This window comes from Pseudomonas sp. GW821-FHT02A08, assembly GCF_059422045.1.
Genome location: NZ_JBWKWD010000019.1, coordinates 1 through 15,596, shown reverse-complemented (window position 1 = coordinate 15,596; position 15,596 = coordinate 1). Strand labels below are relative to the sequence as shown.

13 protein-coding genes are annotated in these 15,596 nt (G+C 60.0%); 11 read left to right on the top strand and 2 right to left on the bottom strand.

The annotated features are described in order from the left end of the window. Positions 1 to 302: 302 nt before the first annotated feature. The 7 genes from AC07W4_RS14995 (at position 303) to AC07W4_RS14965 (ending at position 9,149) form a co-directional block, all read left to right on the top strand. The gene (locus tag AC07W4_RS14995) at positions 303 to 1,904 is read left to right on the top strand and encodes an ABC transporter substrate-binding protein (protein ID WP_495032947.1); all 1,602 of its coding nucleotides are present in this window, start codon (positions 303 to 305) and stop codon (positions 1,902 to 1,904) included. A gap of 173 nt (positions 1,905 to 2,077) precedes the next feature. Next, positions 2,078 to 3,511: an OprD family porin gene (locus AC07W4_RS14990; RefSeq protein ID WP_495032946.1), complete on the top strand. Its 1,434-nt coding sequence runs from the start codon at positions 2,078 to 2,080 to the stop codon at positions 3,509 to 3,511. Between the two features lie 78 nt (positions 3,512 to 3,589). Continuing rightward, on the top strand, positions 3,590 to 5,185 hold the full coding sequence (locus AC07W4_RS14985; protein ID WP_008051710.1) for an ABC transporter substrate-binding protein: 1,596 nt from the start codon (positions 3,590 to 3,592) through the stop codon (positions 5,183 to 5,185). Between the two features lie 72 nt (positions 5,186 to 5,257). Beyond that, positions 5,258 to 6,268, top strand: a complete 1,011-nt coding sequence (locus tag AC07W4_RS14980) for an ABC transporter permease subunit (RefSeq protein WP_008051717.1) — start codon at positions 5,258 to 5,260, stop codon at positions 6,266 to 6,268. Positions 6,269 to 6,278: 10 nt separating this feature from the next. Beyond that, positions 6,279 to 7,190, top strand: a complete 912-nt coding sequence (locus tag AC07W4_RS14975) for an ABC transporter permease subunit (RefSeq protein WP_008051719.1) — start codon at positions 6,279 to 6,281, stop codon at positions 7,188 to 7,190. A 10-nt stretch (positions 7,191 to 7,200) separates the two neighbouring features. Further along, the gene (locus tag AC07W4_RS14970) at positions 7,201 to 8,169 is read left to right on the top strand and encodes an ABC transporter ATP-binding protein (RefSeq protein ID WP_008051721.1); all 969 of its coding nucleotides are present in this window, start codon (positions 7,201 to 7,203) and stop codon (positions 8,167 to 8,169) included. Next, positions 8,169 to 9,149 (top strand): peptide ABC transporter ATP-binding protein, encoded by a 981-nt coding sequence (locus AC07W4_RS14965; RefSeq protein WP_495032945.1) that lies wholly within the window; start codon positions 8,169 to 8,171, stop codon positions 9,147 to 9,149. The genes AC07W4_RS14970 and AC07W4_RS14965 overlap by 1 nt, the downstream gene beginning before the upstream one ends. 130 nt (positions 9,150 to 9,279) lie before the next feature. Here the strand turns inward: AC07W4_RS14965 and AC07W4_RS14960 are convergent, their stop codons facing one another. Next, positions 9,280 to 9,534: a hypothetical protein gene (locus tag AC07W4_RS14960; RefSeq protein ID WP_008051732.1), complete on the bottom strand. Its 255-nt coding sequence runs from the start codon at positions 9,532 to 9,534 to the stop codon at positions 9,280 to 9,282. Positions 9,535 to 9,872: 338 nt separating this feature from the next. Then, entirely contained in the window at positions 9,873 to 11,456 is a 1,584-nt protein-coding gene (locus AC07W4_RS14955) for a peptide chain release factor 3 (protein WP_033040112.1), read from the bottom strand. A 486-nt stretch (positions 11,457 to 11,942) separates the two neighbouring features. Between AC07W4_RS14955 and AC07W4_RS14950 the strand changes: the two genes are divergently transcribed. Genes AC07W4_RS14950 through AC07W4_RS14935 form a run of 4 tightly spaced genes read left to right on the top strand, consistent with a single transcriptional unit; the run spans position 11,943 to position 15,393 of the window. After that, a complete protein-coding gene (locus tag AC07W4_RS14950) occupies positions 11,943 to 12,659 on the top strand; it encodes an ABC transporter permease (protein ID WP_495032944.1) in 717 nt (238 codons plus the stop codon). Positions 12,660 to 12,679: 20 nt separating this feature from the next. Beyond that, the gene (locus tag AC07W4_RS14945; protein ID WP_495032943.1) at positions 12,680 to 13,573 is read left to right on the top strand and encodes a glycine betaine ABC transporter substrate-binding protein; all 894 of its coding nucleotides are present in this window, start codon (positions 12,680 to 12,682) and stop codon (positions 13,571 to 13,573) included. Positions 13,574 to 13,585: 12 nt separating this feature from the next. Beyond that, the gene (locus AC07W4_RS14940; RefSeq protein WP_495032942.1) at positions 13,586 to 14,239 is read left to right on the top strand and encodes an ABC transporter permease; all 654 of its coding nucleotides are present in this window, start codon (positions 13,586 to 13,588) and stop codon (positions 14,237 to 14,239) included. After that, positions 14,236 to 15,393, top strand: a complete 1,158-nt coding sequence (locus AC07W4_RS14935; protein WP_008047416.1) for an osmoprotectant ABC transporter ATP-binding protein OsmV — start codon at positions 14,236 to 14,238, stop codon at positions 15,391 to 15,393. Before AC07W4_RS14940 ends, AC07W4_RS14935 begins: the two co-directional genes overlap by 4 nt. The last annotated feature ends 203 nt before the right edge of the window (positions 15,394 to 15,596 follow it).

The window sequence follows — 15,596 nt, the reverse complement described above, 5'->3', positions numbered from 1 at the left end:
GTTTAGCAACGGCGACGTTCCTGACGTCGCCGTTGCTTTATCTACCGAGAAAGCAGGAATTCGCCTACATCCTAATCCGCAGCTGACTACAGCATCGGGCGAGGACGCGTTGCCATTTCCTACGAGTCTTTAGGACTCTACTCATTTACTGCCGGACCCGTGGCTCATACCGTCGGGATCCGACCAGTGCATGCGTGGGTCATCGGTTACTGCTGCGTGCGTGGCTTGAAATCAGTGATGCCTCTACGTCCGCGGACGGGACGGCGGCTCATTGACAACACTTTGAGAGAAGAGGGAGCGTTATGCGCCATACCTTGGTTTTATCCGCATTGCTGGGCACCGGCCTGTTGGCCGCCACTACCATCACCCAGGCCGCCAACAACAGCCTGGTGTTCTGCTCCGAGGGCAGCCCCGCCGGTTTCGACACGGCGCAGTACACCACTGCGACCGACAACGACGCCGCCGAACCGCTGTACAACCGGTTGGCAGAGTTTGAAAAAGGCGCGACCAACGTCGTACCGGGCCTGGCCACGAGCTGGGACATCTCCGAGGACGGCCTCAAATACACGTTTCACCTGCGCGAAGGGGTGAAGTTTCATACCACCAAATACTTCACGCCGACCCGAGACTTCAACGCCGATGACGTGCTGTTCACGTTCAATCGCATGCTCGATCCGCAACAACCCTTCCGTAAGGCTTATCCGACAGAGTTTCCGTACTTCAACGGCATGAGCCTGAACAAGAACATCGCCAAGGTCGAAAAGACCGGGCCGCTGACCGTGGTCTTTACGCTCAATAGCGTGGACGCCGCGTTCATCCAGAACATCGCCATGAGCTTCGCCGCCATCCTGTCGGCCGAATACGCCGACAAGCTGCTGGCTGAAGGCAAGCCTAGCGACATCAACCAGAAGCCGATCGGCACAGGGCCGTTCGTATTCAAGAGCTACCAGAAAGACTCGAACATCCGCTACACCGGCAACCAGCATTACTGGGACCCGAGCCGGGTCAAGCTCGACAACCTGATTTTCGCCATCAACACCGACGCCTCGGTGCGCGTGCAGAAACTCAAGGCCGGTGAGTGCCAGATCACCCTGCACCCGCGCCCGGCCGATGTGACCGCACTGAAGAACGACCCCGCCCTGCAACTGATCGAGAAGCCTGGATTCAACCTCGGCTACATCGCCTACAACGTGCGCCACAAACCGTTCGACCAGCTCGAAGTGCGCCAGGCGCTGGACATGGCGGTGAACAAGCAAGGCATTCTCAATGCCGTCTACCAGGGCGCGGGGCAACTGGCGGTCAACGCCATGCCGCCGACTCAATGGTCCTACGACAACACGATCAAGGACACCGCCTACAACCCGGAAAAAGCCAAGGAGCTGCTCAAGGCTGCCGGCGTCAAGGAAGGCACCGAAATCACCCTCTGGGCCATGCCGGTCCAGCGTCCGTACAACCCCAATGCCAAGTTGATGGCCGAGATGCTCCAGGCTGACTGGGCGAAGATCGGCCTCAAGGTCAAGATCGTCAGCTATGAGTGGGGCGAGTACATCAAGCGCACCAAGAATGGCGAGCACGACATCAGCCTGATCGGCTGGACCGGTGACAACGGTGATCCGGACAACTGGCTGGGCACGCTCTACAGTTGCGACGCCATTGGTGGCAACAACTACTCGATGTGGTGTGATCCGGCTTACGACAAGCTGATCAAGCAGGCCAAGGTCGTCACCGACCGCGACCAGCGCACCCTGCTCTACAAACAGGCACAGCAGTACCTCAAGCAGCAGGTGCCGATCACGCCGGTCGCCCACTCAACGGTCAACCAGCCGCTGAGCGCCAAAATCGAAGGGTTCAAAGTGAGCCCGTTCGGTCGCAATGTTTTCTCGGGTGTCAGCATAGAAAAATAACCGATTAGCCAGAAATGCCGGGGGGCGGATTTTCCGCCCTCACGCAGACGCTTTGCCGTCTTTCGCCAATTTGGCCGACAGCAAACGTTTGCGATGCCGTGAATGAGTTCTAAACCAATAGCCGGATCACAAAAAAAGACCGGCATAAAAAAAGAAAGTAAGGAGCTTTACCCATGAAACTGAGCAGCACCGCGTTATTGGCCTTGGCCATAAGCAGCGTAACCGCCACGGCTTACGCAGAAACCCAAAGCCAGGCTTTCACCCCGGTTACCGTGAACGAGAAAAACGCCCAAAGCGAAGCCACCGGCTTTGTCGAAGGCCAGTCGATCACCGGCACCACGCGTAACTGGTATGCCAACGAACAACTGCAACGCGGCGCCAAGTTCGCCTACAAGAAGGACGGCGTTTCGACCCCGACCGATCGCCGGATCAACTGGGTCCAGGGCACCATCCTCAAGTACAACTCGGGCTTCACCGAAGGTACTGTTGGCTTCAGCACTGAAGTCGCCGCCTACAACGCCATCGCCCTGGACCGGGACCGCAAAGACCTGGCATCCAACAACGGCGGCGCACCAGGCAGTCGTCCAGGCGCGGGCAACAACCGTACCCTGACCAAAGAGGGCGGCGACGCTCAAGGCCAGTGGAGCAAACTGGGCCTGGCCAACGTCAAGGCCCGTGTTTCCAACAGCACCCTGACCGCCGGCCGCATGAACTTCAGCAGCCCGATGGTCGACGTGATCGGTAACCGTGCACTGCCTTCGAGCTTCGAAGGTGTGGCTATCCACAGCGAAGAGCTGAACAACCTGGCCTTCGACCTGGCCACCTTCGACCGCAACTCACCGCGTACCGAAGAAAGCCAGCGCAAATTCCGCACCGAATACGCCAACGGCATCGTCGAAACCGACCACGTTCACACCGGCGGGATCACCTACACCCCATTTGCCAGCCTGACCACCAGCCTCTGGGCGACCCAGGCTGAAGACATCTGGAACCAGTACTACTTCGGCGCCTCTCACGTACTGGGCGACAGCCAGGTACTGAGCCTGACCACCGGCCTGAACTACTACAAAACCAAGGAAACCGGTAAAGCCCTGATCGGCGATATCGACAACGACACCTACTCGCTGTCGTTCGGCCTGACCCACCAGGCCCATACCCTGACCCTCTCGTACCAGGAAGTGAACGGTAACGAATACTTCGACTACCTGCACGAAACCAACGGCATCTACCTGGCCAACTCCCTGCTGTCGGACTTCAACGGCCCGAACGAAAAATCGTTCCAGGTTGCCTACGGTCTGAACATGGCCGAATACGGCGTGCCGGGCCTGAAGTTCAACATCTACCAGGCTCGCGGCTGGGGCATCGACGGTACTCACTACACCGGCAACCAGGGTGTGGCTGGCAAAGGCTACGACGGTATCCAGTCGCAAGATGGCGAACACCATTACGAATACGGCATCGGCGCGACCTACGCCGTGCAGAGCGGCCCGCTCAAGGCCACCACGATCCGCGGCACCTACACCGCTCACCGTGCCAGCGAAAACCAGGCTGACGGCAGCATCAACGAGTTCCGTCTGGTGACCACGGTTCCGTTCAACATCCTGTAATGCCCGTGCCGAACGGCTGATTCGATGACGAATCGACCGTTCGGCTTTTGTCCTTTAACTGATTGCAGAGGGTTCTTGATGAAAATGCTTCCCCTACGTGCGGCCATCGCGGCCGCGTTGCTCAGTGTCGCTGTCGGTGTTTCGGCCAAACCCCTGGTGGTTTGCACGGAAGCCAGCCCCGAAGGCTTCGACATGGTCCAGTACACGACTGCAGTCACCGCCGATGCCGTGGCCGAAACCATCTTCAATCGCCTGGCGGACTTCAAGCCCGGCACCACCGACGTGATTCCGGCACTGGCCGACTCCTGGGACATCAGCGAAGACGGCCTGACCTACACGTTCCATCTGCGTAAAGGCGTCAAGTTCCACACCACCGAATACTTCAAGCCGACCCGCGACATGAATGCCGACGACGTGGTCTGGAGCTTCCAGCGCCAGCTGGACCCGAATCATCCATGGCACAAGCTGTCGAGCGTGGGCTTCCCGTACTTTGAAAGCATGGGCTTCAAGGAACTGCTGAAAAGCGTCGAGAAAGTCGACGACAACACGGTCAAGTTCACCCTGACCCGTCGCGAAGCGCCGTTCCTGGCCGACATCGCCATGGCCTTCTCTTCGATCTACTCCGCCGAATACGCCGACCAGTTGCTCAAGGCGAACAAGACCGGCGACCTGAACAACAAGCCGGTCGGCACCGGCCCATTCGTCTTCCAGCGCTACAACAAGGACGCTCAGGTCCGCTTCAAGGCCAACCCGGACTACTTCCGTGGCAAGCCTCCGGCTGATGCGCTGATCCTGGCCATCGCCACCGACAACAACGTGCGCCTGCAAAAACTCAAGGCCAACGAGTGCCAGGTCGCGCTGTATCCGAAGCCGGACGATATCCCGAGCATCAAGAAAGACGACAAGCTGAAAGTCGATGAGCTGAACGCGATGACCGTTTCCTACATCGCCATGAACACCACGCACAAATACATGAGTGATGTGCGGGTGCGCAAAGCCATCGACATCGCCTTCGACAAGGAAGCCTACGTCAACGCCCTGTTCGGCAAAGGCAATGCAACGGCAGCGGTCAACCCGTACCCGGACACCCTGCTGGGTTACAACCACAGCCTGAAAAACCCGGCCCGTGATCTGGACAAGGCTCGCGCCCTGCTCAAGGAGGCCGGCGTACCGGAAGGCACCACCTTCACCCTGTTCACCCGCAACGGTGGCGGTCCGACCAACCCGAACCCGATGCTCGGCGCGCAGATGATGCAAGCCGACCTGGCCAAGGTCGGGATCAAGATCGACATCCGCGTGATGGAATGGGGCGAAATGCTCAAGCGCGCCAAAAACGGCGAGCACGACATGGTTTCCGCCGGATGGGCGGGCGATAACGGCGACCCGGATAACTTCCTGACGCCTATGCTCAGTTGTGAAGCGGCCAAGAACGGAGAAAACTACGCACGTTGGTGCAATGACAAGTTCCAGGCGCTGCTCGACCAGGCTCGGGAAAAAACCGATCCGGCCGAACGCGCAGCGCTCTACGAACAGGCCCAGGTTATTTTTAACCAGGACCAGCCGTGGATCAGCATGGCACACACTAGAATGTTTACCGCAATGCGCAACAACGTAGAGGGTTATCACATTAGCCCCCTCACCACGAATAACTTCGCCACCACCCAGGTGAAGTAATAAGAAAACTCCCGGCATTCCTGACCCAGGCATGCCGGGCACGCCTAACCGGCTGATGAGGTACAACACACGATGTTTAGTTTTATTGCCCGCCGACTGGGGTTACTGATCCCCACGTTCTTCGGCATCACCTTGCTGACTTTCGCGCTGATTCGCATGATCCCGGGCGACCCCGTGGAAGTCATGATGGGAGAACGTAGGGTCGATCCCGAAATGCACGCTCAGGCAATGGAACGCCTAGGTCTGAACAAACCCCTGTATGCCCAGTACCTGGATTACATCGGCAAGCTGGCCCACGGCGATCTCGGGGAATCCCTGCGTACCCGTGAAAGCGTGTGGAGCGAATTCACCTCCCTGTTCCCCGCGACCCTGGAACTGTCCATGGCCGCCCTGTTGTTCGCCGGCATCCTGGGCCTTCTGGCCGGGGTGATCGCGGCACTCAAGCGAGGGTCCCTGTTCGACCACGGGGTGATGGGTGTCTCCCTGGCGGGATACTCGATGCCGATCTTCTGGTGGGGCCTGATCCTGATCATGTTCTTCTCGGTAAGTCTGGGCTGGACCCCGGTGTCCGGGCGGATCGACCTGCTCTACGACATCGAGCCACGCACCGGCTTCATGCTGATCGATACCCTGCTGGCCGACGAGCCGGACGCCTTCTTCGACGCCCTGCACCACCTGATCCTGCCGGCCATTGTGCTCGGCACCATTCCGCTGGCAGTGATCGCCCGGATGACCCGTTCGTCGATGCTCGAAGTGCTGCGTGAAGACTACATCCGCACCGCCAAGGCCAAAGGCCTTTCGCCGGCGCGCGTGGTGTTCGTACACGGCCTGCGTAATGCGCTGATTCCGGTACTGACCGTGGTCGGCCTGCAAGTCGGCACCCTGCTGGCCGGTGCGGTCCTGACCGAAACCATCTTCTCGTGGCCCGGCATCGGCAAATGGCTGATCGAAGCCATTGGCGCCCGGGACTATCCCGTCGTGCAAAACGGCATCCTGTTAATCGCCTGCCTGGTGATTGTGGTCAACTTCGTAGTGGACATCCTCTACGGCTTTGCCAACCCACGCATCCGTCATCAGCGCTGAGATCATGACCATGACCACTCCAATTCCACCGGTAGCAGTCGATCAAAGCCTGCTGTACCCGTCTCCGTACAAAGAATTCTGGCAAGCGTTCTCCAAGAACAAAGGTGCCGTCGCCGGCCTGATGTTCATGCTGCTGGTGATTTTCTGCGCCATCTTCGCCCCGTGGGTTGCCCCTCACGATCCGAGCGAGCAGTACCGCGATTTCCTGCTGACCCCGCCAGCCTGGCTGGAAGGTGGGCAACTGCAGTTCCTGCTCGGCACTGATGAACTGGGTCGCGACCTGCTGTCGCGCCTGATCACTGGCTCGCGCCTGTCGCTGATGATCGGCCTGTCGTCGGTGGTGATGTCGCTGATTCCGGGCATCCTGCTGGGCCTGTTCGCCGGGTTCTTCCCGCGCGTGCTCGGTCCGACCATCATGCGCTTGATGGACATCATGCTGGCCCTGCCGTCCCTGCTGCTGGCCGTGGCGATCGTCGCCATCCTCGGCCCTGGTCTGATCAACACCGTGATCGCCATCGCCGTGGTGTCCCTGCCGTCCTATGTTCGTCTGACCCGCGCGGCGGTGATGGGCGAGCTGAACCGCGACTACGTGACCGCCGCACGCCTGGCCGGTGCCGGCCTGCCACGCCTGATGTTCGTCACCGTGCTGCCAAACTGCATGGCGCCGTTGATCGTTCAGGCCACCCTGAGCTTCTCCTCGGCAATCCTCGATGCCGCCGCACTGGGCTTCCTCGGCCTTGGCGTACAACCGCCAACCCCTGAGTGGGGCACCATGCTGGCTTCGGCCCGCGACTACATCGAACGCGCCTGGTGGGTGGTGAGCCTGCCTGGTTTGACCATTTTGCTCAGCGTGCTGGCAATCAACCTGATGGGCGACGGCCTGCGCGATGCGCTGGACCCGAAACTCAAGAACGCCGCCTGAGGAGATTCCCATGTCACTGCTAGAAATCAAGAATCTCAACGTTCGCTTCGGCGACAAGAACGCCACGCCAGTTGTCGATGGTCTCGACCTGCAAGTGGACAAGGGCGAAGTGCTGGCCATCGTTGGCGAGTCCGGTTCCGGTAAATCCGTGACCATGATGGCGCTGATGGGCCTGATCGAGCATCCGGGGATCGTCACCGCTGACGCCCTGAATTTCGACGGCAAGAACATGCTCAAGCTCAACAATCGCCAGCGTCGGCAGATCGTCGGTAAAGACCTGTCCATGGTCTTCCAGGATCCGATGACCGCGCTGAACCCGAGCTACACCGTCGGTTTCCAGATCGAAGAAGTGCTGCGCCTGCACCTGAAAATGTCCGGCAAGGCTGCCCGCAAGCGCGCCATCGAACTGCTGGAAAAAGTCGAGATCCCGGGTGCCGCCAGCCGTATGGACGCCTACCCGCATCAACTGTCCGGTGGCATGAGCCAGCGTGTCGCGATTGCCATGGCGATTGCCGGCGAACCGAAACTGCTGATCGCCGACGAACCGACCACGGCGCTGGACGTAACCATCCAGGCGCAGATCATGGACCTGCTGCTGGCGTTGCAGAAAGAGCAGAACATGGGCCTGGTGCTGATCACCCACGACCTCGCCGTCGTGGCCGAAACCGCCCAGCGCGTTTGCGTGATGTACGCCGGCCAAGCGGTCGAAGTCGGTCAGGTGCCGCAACTGTTCGACATCCCGGCGCACCCGTACAGCGAAGCGCTGCTCAAGGCGATTCCGGAGCACAGCCTGGGCGCCGCGCGCCTGTCGACCCTGCCGGGCATCGTTCCCGGTCGCTACGACCGTCCGCAGGGTTGCCTGCTGTCGCCGCGCTGCCCGTACGTGAAAGACAACTGCCGGCAACAACGTCCGGCCCTTGACCAGAAAAGCAACAGCCTCGCTCGCTGCTTCTACCCGTTGAACCAGGAGGTGGCGTAATGGCCGTCGTTCTTACTGCCCGCGACCTGACCCGTCACTACGAGGTGTCCCGAGGCTTGTTCAAGGGTCACGCCACCGTGCGCGCCCTCAACGGCGTGTCGTTCGAACTGGAAGCCGGCAAGACCCTCGCTGTCGTCGGCGAGTCGGGTTGCGGCAAATCCACCCTGGCCCGTGCCCTGACCCTGATCGAAGAGCCGTCCTCCGGCTCCTTGAAAATTGCCGGGCAGGAAGTCGCCGGCGCCGACAAGGCCCAGCGCAAGCAACTGCGCAAAGACGTGCAGATGGTGTTCCAGAGCCCGTACGCCTCGTTGAACCCACGGCAGAAAGTCGGTGATCAGTTGGCCGAGCCGTTGCTGATCAACACCAACCTGAGCGCTGCGGAGCGCCGCGAAAAAGTCCAGGCGATGATGAAGCAGGTGGGCTTGCGTCCCGAGCACTATCAGCGTTATCCGCACATGTTCTCCGGCGGTCAGCGCCAGCGGATCGCCCTGGCCCGGGCGATGATGCTGCAACCGAAAGTGCTGGTGGCGGACGAACCGACCTCGGCGCTGGACGTGTCGATTCAGGCGCAGGTGCTCAACCTGTTCATGGATTTGCAGCAAGAGTTCAACACCGCCTACGTGTTCATCTCCCACAACCTGGCAGTGGTACGCCACGTTGCCGACCATGTGATGGTGATGTATCTCGGTCGCCCGGTGGAAATGGGCACGAAAGAGGACATTTACTCCCGTCCCCTGCACCCCTACACCCAGGCGCTGTTGTCAGCAACGCCGGCCATCCACCCGGATCCGGACAAGCCGAAAATCAAGATCGTCGGCGAATTGCCCAACCCGCTGAACCCGCCGTCCGGCTGCGCCTTCCACAAGCGCTGCCCGTACGCCACCGCGCGTTGCAGCACTGAAGAACCGGCCCTGCGCCTGCTCGACAACCGCCAGGTGGCTTGCCACTACGCCGAGCAATTCCTCGACGGCGCGGCTTAAAAACTGTGGGAGCAAGCCCGCTCCCACAGGAATTGAGTAGCTCAAGTAGTCAAGCGTTAACCCGACCCCTTCCGCCTCGAATGCGCATCACTCGGGTAGAAGGGGTTTTCTTTTGCCCGCCGTTGAGCGGCTACGTCTGGCTGTCGCCCTCTTCTTCATCGGAGTCCGGCTCGTCGGTGGTCGAGTCATCGTCGTTGTCAGCACCACCCTGCCCCAGATCTCCCGGTTCCGATTCGGACTTGGCGATCATCAACCCCGCATAACCCGCCTGCCCGCTCGAAGCCTGCTCCCCATGATCGATACACTCGGCCCACGCCATCGAAGTGCCGAGCGAGAGCATCACCATCACCTTCAACAGCAGTAAAACGCGAAACAACCTGTTCATAGCCGATTCCTTCCTTTCGTTGAGTGCCTGTCTGGCGCTGAGTCAAATCTAGTTCCGATCAGCCGGGTTCTCCAGATTGGACGCTATCGAACAGGGGAAAATGCAGAGGGTTGGGAGACTGGTTTGGAATAGGGGTTATTCACAATTCCACTAACACCGCAGCACCCTGTAGGAGCGAGCCTGCTCGCGATGGATGCTAACGATGACGCGCTCTGTCTGGATAAACACAGCGCGGCTGGAATCATCGCGAGCAGGCTCGCTCCTACATGGAATTGCGCCAGGCAATAAAAAACCCCGCAGCTTTCGCAACGGGGTTTTGGGTGTTTCGGTGTCAGCGCTTAGTGATGCTCACGGGTCGCACGGAATTTCACGTCCGGCCAGCGCTCTTCCATCAACGCCAGGTTGACCCGCGTAGGCGCGAGGTAGGTCAGGTGACCACCGCCGTCCAGTGCCAGGTTTTCCACAGCCTTGTTGGAGAATTCCTCAAGCTTCTTCTTATCGCTGCATTCGATCCAGCGAGCCGAGTAAACAGTGATCGGCTCGTAGGAGCACTCGACCTTGTATTCCTCTTTCAGGCGGCTGGCGACCACATCGAACTGCAGCACACCGACGGCGCCGAGGATGATGTCGTTGCTGCGTTCCGGGAAGAACACCTGGGTCGCGCCTTCTTCGGCCAGCTGTTGCAGGCCCTGTCGCAGTTGCTTGGATTTCAGGGGATCCTTCAGGCGTACGCGACGGAACAGTTCCGGGGCGAAGTGCGGGATGCCGGTGAAGCCCAGGACTTCGCCCTCGGTGAAGGTGTCGCCGATCTGGATGGTGCCGTGGTTGTGCAGGCCGATGATGTCGCCGGCAAACGCCTCTTCCAGTTGCTCACGCTCGGAGGAGAAGAAGGTCAGCGCGTCGCCAATCCGCACGTCCTTGCCGGTGCGCACGTGGCGCATCTTCATGCCTTTTTCGTACTTGCCGGAGCAGATACGCATGAAGGCGATACGGTCGCGGTGTTTCGGGTCCATGTTCGCCTGGATCTTGAAGATGAAGCCCGAGAACTTCTCTTCCACCGGCTCCACGGTGCGCTCGTTGGCCACACGCGCCAGTGGGCGCGGAGCCCAATCGACGACGGCGTCGAGGACGTGGTCGACACCGAAGTTGCCCAGTGCAGTACCGAAGAACACCGGGGTCAGTTGGCCGTCGAGGAACTCCTGCTGGTTGAACTCATGGCAGGCGCCCTGCACCAGTTCCAGCTGTTCGATGAAACGCTCGTACTCGTCACCCAGGTGGGCGCGGGCTTCATCGGAGTCGAGCTTTTCGATGATCTTGGTTTCGGTGCGTTCGTGGCCGTGACCGGCGGTGTACACGATGATGTAGTCATCGGCGAGGTGATACACGCCTTTGAAGTCGCGGTAGCAACCAATCGGCCAGGTGATCGGCGCCGCCTTGATCTTGAGGACGGCCTCGATTTCGTCGAGCAGTTCGATCGGGTCGCGGATGTCACGGTCGAGTTTGTTGATGAAGCTGACGATCGGCGTGTCACGCAGACGGCAGACGTCCATCAGGGCGATGGTCCGTGGCTCAACACCTTTACCGCCGTCGAGAACCATCAACGCCGAGTCCACCGCCGTCAGGGTGCGGTAGGTATCTTCGGAGAAGTCTTCGTGGCCCGGGGTGTCGAGCAGGTTGATCATGTGTTCGCGATACGGGAACTGCATGACCGACGTGGTAATGGAGATACCACGCTGCTTTTCCATTTCCATCCAGTCGGAGGTGGCATGGCGATCGGATTTACGAGATTTCACCGTACCGGCTACCGCAATCGCCTTGCCCATCAGCAGGAGCTTCTCGGTGATGGTGGTCTTACCGGCATCGGGGTGGGAAATAATGGCGAAAGTGCGGCGTTTCGCGACTTCGGCGGCCTGTTTGGTCATGGGAAATCGCCTGGCAGGTGATTCAAAAAAGGGCGGCGAGTATAGCCCAAATCGCGACCTCCGAACCACCGTTCGCCCGTAGCAGCTGCCGAGCCCGCGAGGCTGCGTCCGGCGGCGCAGCCGTCGTAGAGTCGGCAAACAAGGTTTGCCTGATACACCGCAAGTTCCGGTTTTACGACGGCTGCGCCGCCGGACGCAGCCTCGCAGGCTCGGCAGCTGCTACGTGAATCGAGGTGCGACGACAGGTGGCCAAATAATGTTGGATTGGGGAACCTTTTAAAGCACGGAGACGTCCACTCCCCCGTTACGACCACTCGTCGGGGGCCTGAAACACCTGCAATTCGGCCTGACGAGGCTGTGCTCATGGCTCGATTGCACGCTGGTTTGCCGGCCTGCCCGAGCTGCTTATCGCGACATTTTTTCGGCAGCCAAGCAAGGCGTTGCCACACGAAAAAGTGTTCGCCGACTGAAAAAAGGAGTCCGCCTGTGGCTATCCACTATGGCAAAGGGCTGATAGGAGGCGCGCTGGTAATCGCCCTTCTGGCCCTGCTGATTCAATGGATCGGCATCAACACGATCGAACACTACCGCGACGATTTGTTGTTTTACCTGCAAGCTCATCTGGTTCTCGTCCTCGCTTCCATGCTGGCCGCCCTTGTCGTGGGCATTCCTGCCGGTATCCTCCTCAGCCGCCCGTCCATGGCCGGCCGCGCCGAACGCTTCATGCAGATCTTCAACATCGGCAACACCGTTCCGCCCCTGGCCGTCCTGGCCATCGCCCTTGGCATCCTCGGCATCGGCAGCGGCCCTGCCATCTTCGCCCTGTTCCTCGCCTCCTTGCTGCCCATCGTGCGCAACACTTATGAAGGCCTGAAAAACGTTCAGGGTTCGCTCAAGGAAGCCGCCGTCGGCATCGGCATGACCCCGCGCCAGGTGCTGTGGAAAGTCGAATTGCCCAACGCGGTGCCGATCATCATCGGTGGAGTGCGCGTGGCATTGGCGATCAATGTCGGGACGGCGCCGCTGGCGTTCCTGATCGGCGCCAACAGTCTCGGCAGCCTGATCTTCCCCGGCATTGCCCTGAACAATCAGCCGCAATTGCTGCTCGGCGCGGCCTGCACCGCCCTGCTGGCCTTGTTGCTCGACGGCCTGGTGACACTCGCCAGCCACCTCTGGCTCGAACGCGGCTTGCGCCCGTCTTAAGCCTCGGCAAAGGAATCGTCATGAAAACTTCAAGCTTTTTACTAGGCTGCGTCCTGCTGTTCGCAGGATTTGCCCAAGCCGCTGACAAACCCTTGATCCGCATCGGCGCCCGGGTGTTCACCGAACAGACCCTGCTGGCGGAAATCACTTCGCAGTACCTGCGCACCAAGGGTTACGAGGTGCAAGTGACCGGTGGTCTGGGCAGCAATCTGGCCCGTAGCGCCCACGAAAGTGGCCAACTGGACATGCTCTGGGAATACACCGGCGTTTCGCTGGTGGCCTACAACCATGTCACCGAAAAACTCGACAGCGAACAGTCCTACGCACGAGTAAAAGAACTCGACGCGAAAAAAGGCCTGGTCTGGCTCACCCCGTCGAAATTCAGCAACACCTACGCCCTCGCCCTGCCGGAGAACGTCGCCGACCGATACCCGCACATCAACACCATCAGCGAGCTGAACAGGGTGCTGCGCAAGGAAGCCGAGACCAACAACCTGGTGGCGCTGGATACCGAGTTCGCCAACCGTTCGGACGGTCTTGATGGCATGGTCCAGCTCTACGACATGAACCTGACCCGCAAGAACGTCCGGCAGATGGACGCCGGCCTCGTCTACACCGCCTTGCGCAACGATCAGGTGTTTGCCGGTCTGGTCTACACCACCGACGGTCGCCTCAACGCCTTCAAACTGAAGCTGCTGGAAGACGACAAGCATTACTTTCCCGACTACACCGCCGCACCGGTGGTGCGTCAGGCCTACCTCGATGTGCATCCGCGGTTGGCCGCACAGCTCAAGCCGCTGGCGGAACTGTTCGACGACAACACCATGCGCGCACTCAACGCCCGGGTCGACGTCGAGCACCAAAGTCCTTCAGCCGTTGCCGCCGATTTCCTGCGCCAGCACCCGATCAATTAAAGAGGAAAAGTCATGGAATTCCTGAACGCCTTTTCCCATCTCGACTGGCCATTGGTCTTACACCTGACGTGGCAACACATCACCCTGGTCGGCATCGCCGTGTCCCTGGCGATTCTGGTCGGCGTGCCATTGGGCATCCTGATGACACGCTTCCCGAGCCTCGCCGGGCCTTTGCAGGCCAGCGCCACGGTGCTGCTGACCGTACCGTCGATTGCCCTGTTCGGCCTGCTGCTGCCGTTCTACTCAAAGTTCGGTCAGGGCCTGGGGCCGATGCCGGCGATTACCGCGGTGTTCCTGTACTCGCTGCTACCGATCATGCGTAACACCTACCTGGCCCTGACCAACGTCGAGCCGGGCATCCGCGAAGCCGCCCGCGGCATCGGCATGACCTTCGGCCAGCGCCTGCGCATGGTCGAGTTGCCCATCGCCGTGCCGGTGATCCTCGCCGGTGTGCGTACCGCCGTGGTGATGAACATCGGCGTCATGACCATCGCCGCCACCATCGGCGCCGGCGGCCTGGGCGTACTCATCCTCGCTTCCATCAGCCGCAGCGACATGTCGATGCTGATCGTCGGCGCCGTACTGGTCAGTGTGCTGGCGATCATCGCCGATCTGATCCTGCAAGTGCTGCAACGCTCGCTGACTCCAAAAGGACTCCTCAAATGATCGAACTTCAAAACCTCAGCAAGACCTTCCAAAGCAACGGCAAAGATGTGAAAGCCGTGGACTCGGTGAGCCTGACCGTCAATGAAGGCGAAATCTGCGTGTTCCTCGGGCCATCGGGTTGCGGCAAAAGCACCACGCTGAAAATGATCAACCGCCTGATCAAACCGACCTCGGGCAAAATCCTGATCAACGGCGAAGACACCACCGGCCTCGACGAAGTGACCCTGCGTCGCAACATCGGCTACGTGATCCAGCAGATTGGTTTGTTCCCGAACATGACCATCGAGGAGAACATCGTCGTGGTACCGAAACTGCTCGGCTGGGACAAGCAGAAATGCCAGGACCGCGCCCGCGAGTTGATGAGCATGATCAAGCTCGAACCCAAGCAATACCTGCATCGTTATCCACGGGAATTGTCCGGTGGGCAGCAACAGCGGATCGGCGTGATTCGCGCACTGGCCGCCGACGCACCACTGCTATTGATGGACGAGCCGTTCGGGGCGGTCGACCCGATCAACCGCGAGATGATCCAGAACGAGTTCTTCGAAATGCAGCGGGCGCTGAACAAGACCGTAATCATGGTCAGCCACGACATCGATGAAGCGATCAAGCTCGGCGACAAGATCGCGATCTTCCGCGCTGGCAAACTGTTGCAGATCGATCACCCGGACACCTTGCTCGCACACCCGGCGGATGAGTTTGTCAGTAACTTCGTCGGTCAGGACAGCACGCTGAAACGCCTGCTGCTGGTGAAAGCCGAAGACGCGGCGGACAACGCACCTTCCGTCAGCCCGGAAACGCCGGTGGCCGAAGCGCTGGAGTTGATGGACGAGCATGACCGACGCTACGTGGTGGTCACTTGTGCCGAGAACAAAGCCCTGGGTTATGTACGACGTCGCGACCTGCACCGTCAGACCGGCACCTGCGCGCAGTACCAACGGGAGTTCAACGCCACGGCGGCCTACGACGAACACTTGCGTATCCTGCTGTCGCGCATGTACGAGTTCAATCGAGCGTGGTTGCCGGTGATGGATGCCGAGCGGGTGTTCCTTGGCGAAGTCACTCAGGAGTCGATTGCGGCTTACCTGAGCTCAGGTCGTTCGCGCGGGATGAAGACCAACATCGTGTCGCCTGCCGAGGCCGTGGTCGCCTGACAGCTCACATTACCGGGTAAAAATACAAAACCTGTGGGAGCGAGCTTGCTCGCGATGGCGCCATTTCAGGCAACTACGATGCCGGCTGTGAAAATGTCATCGCGAGCAAGCTCGCTCCCACAGGTTCTGTGGGATTTTCCAGTGATTCGCAGGCCGGAAAAAAATATCAACAGTAGCGTCTGCAAAAGCTATCTGGAAACTTG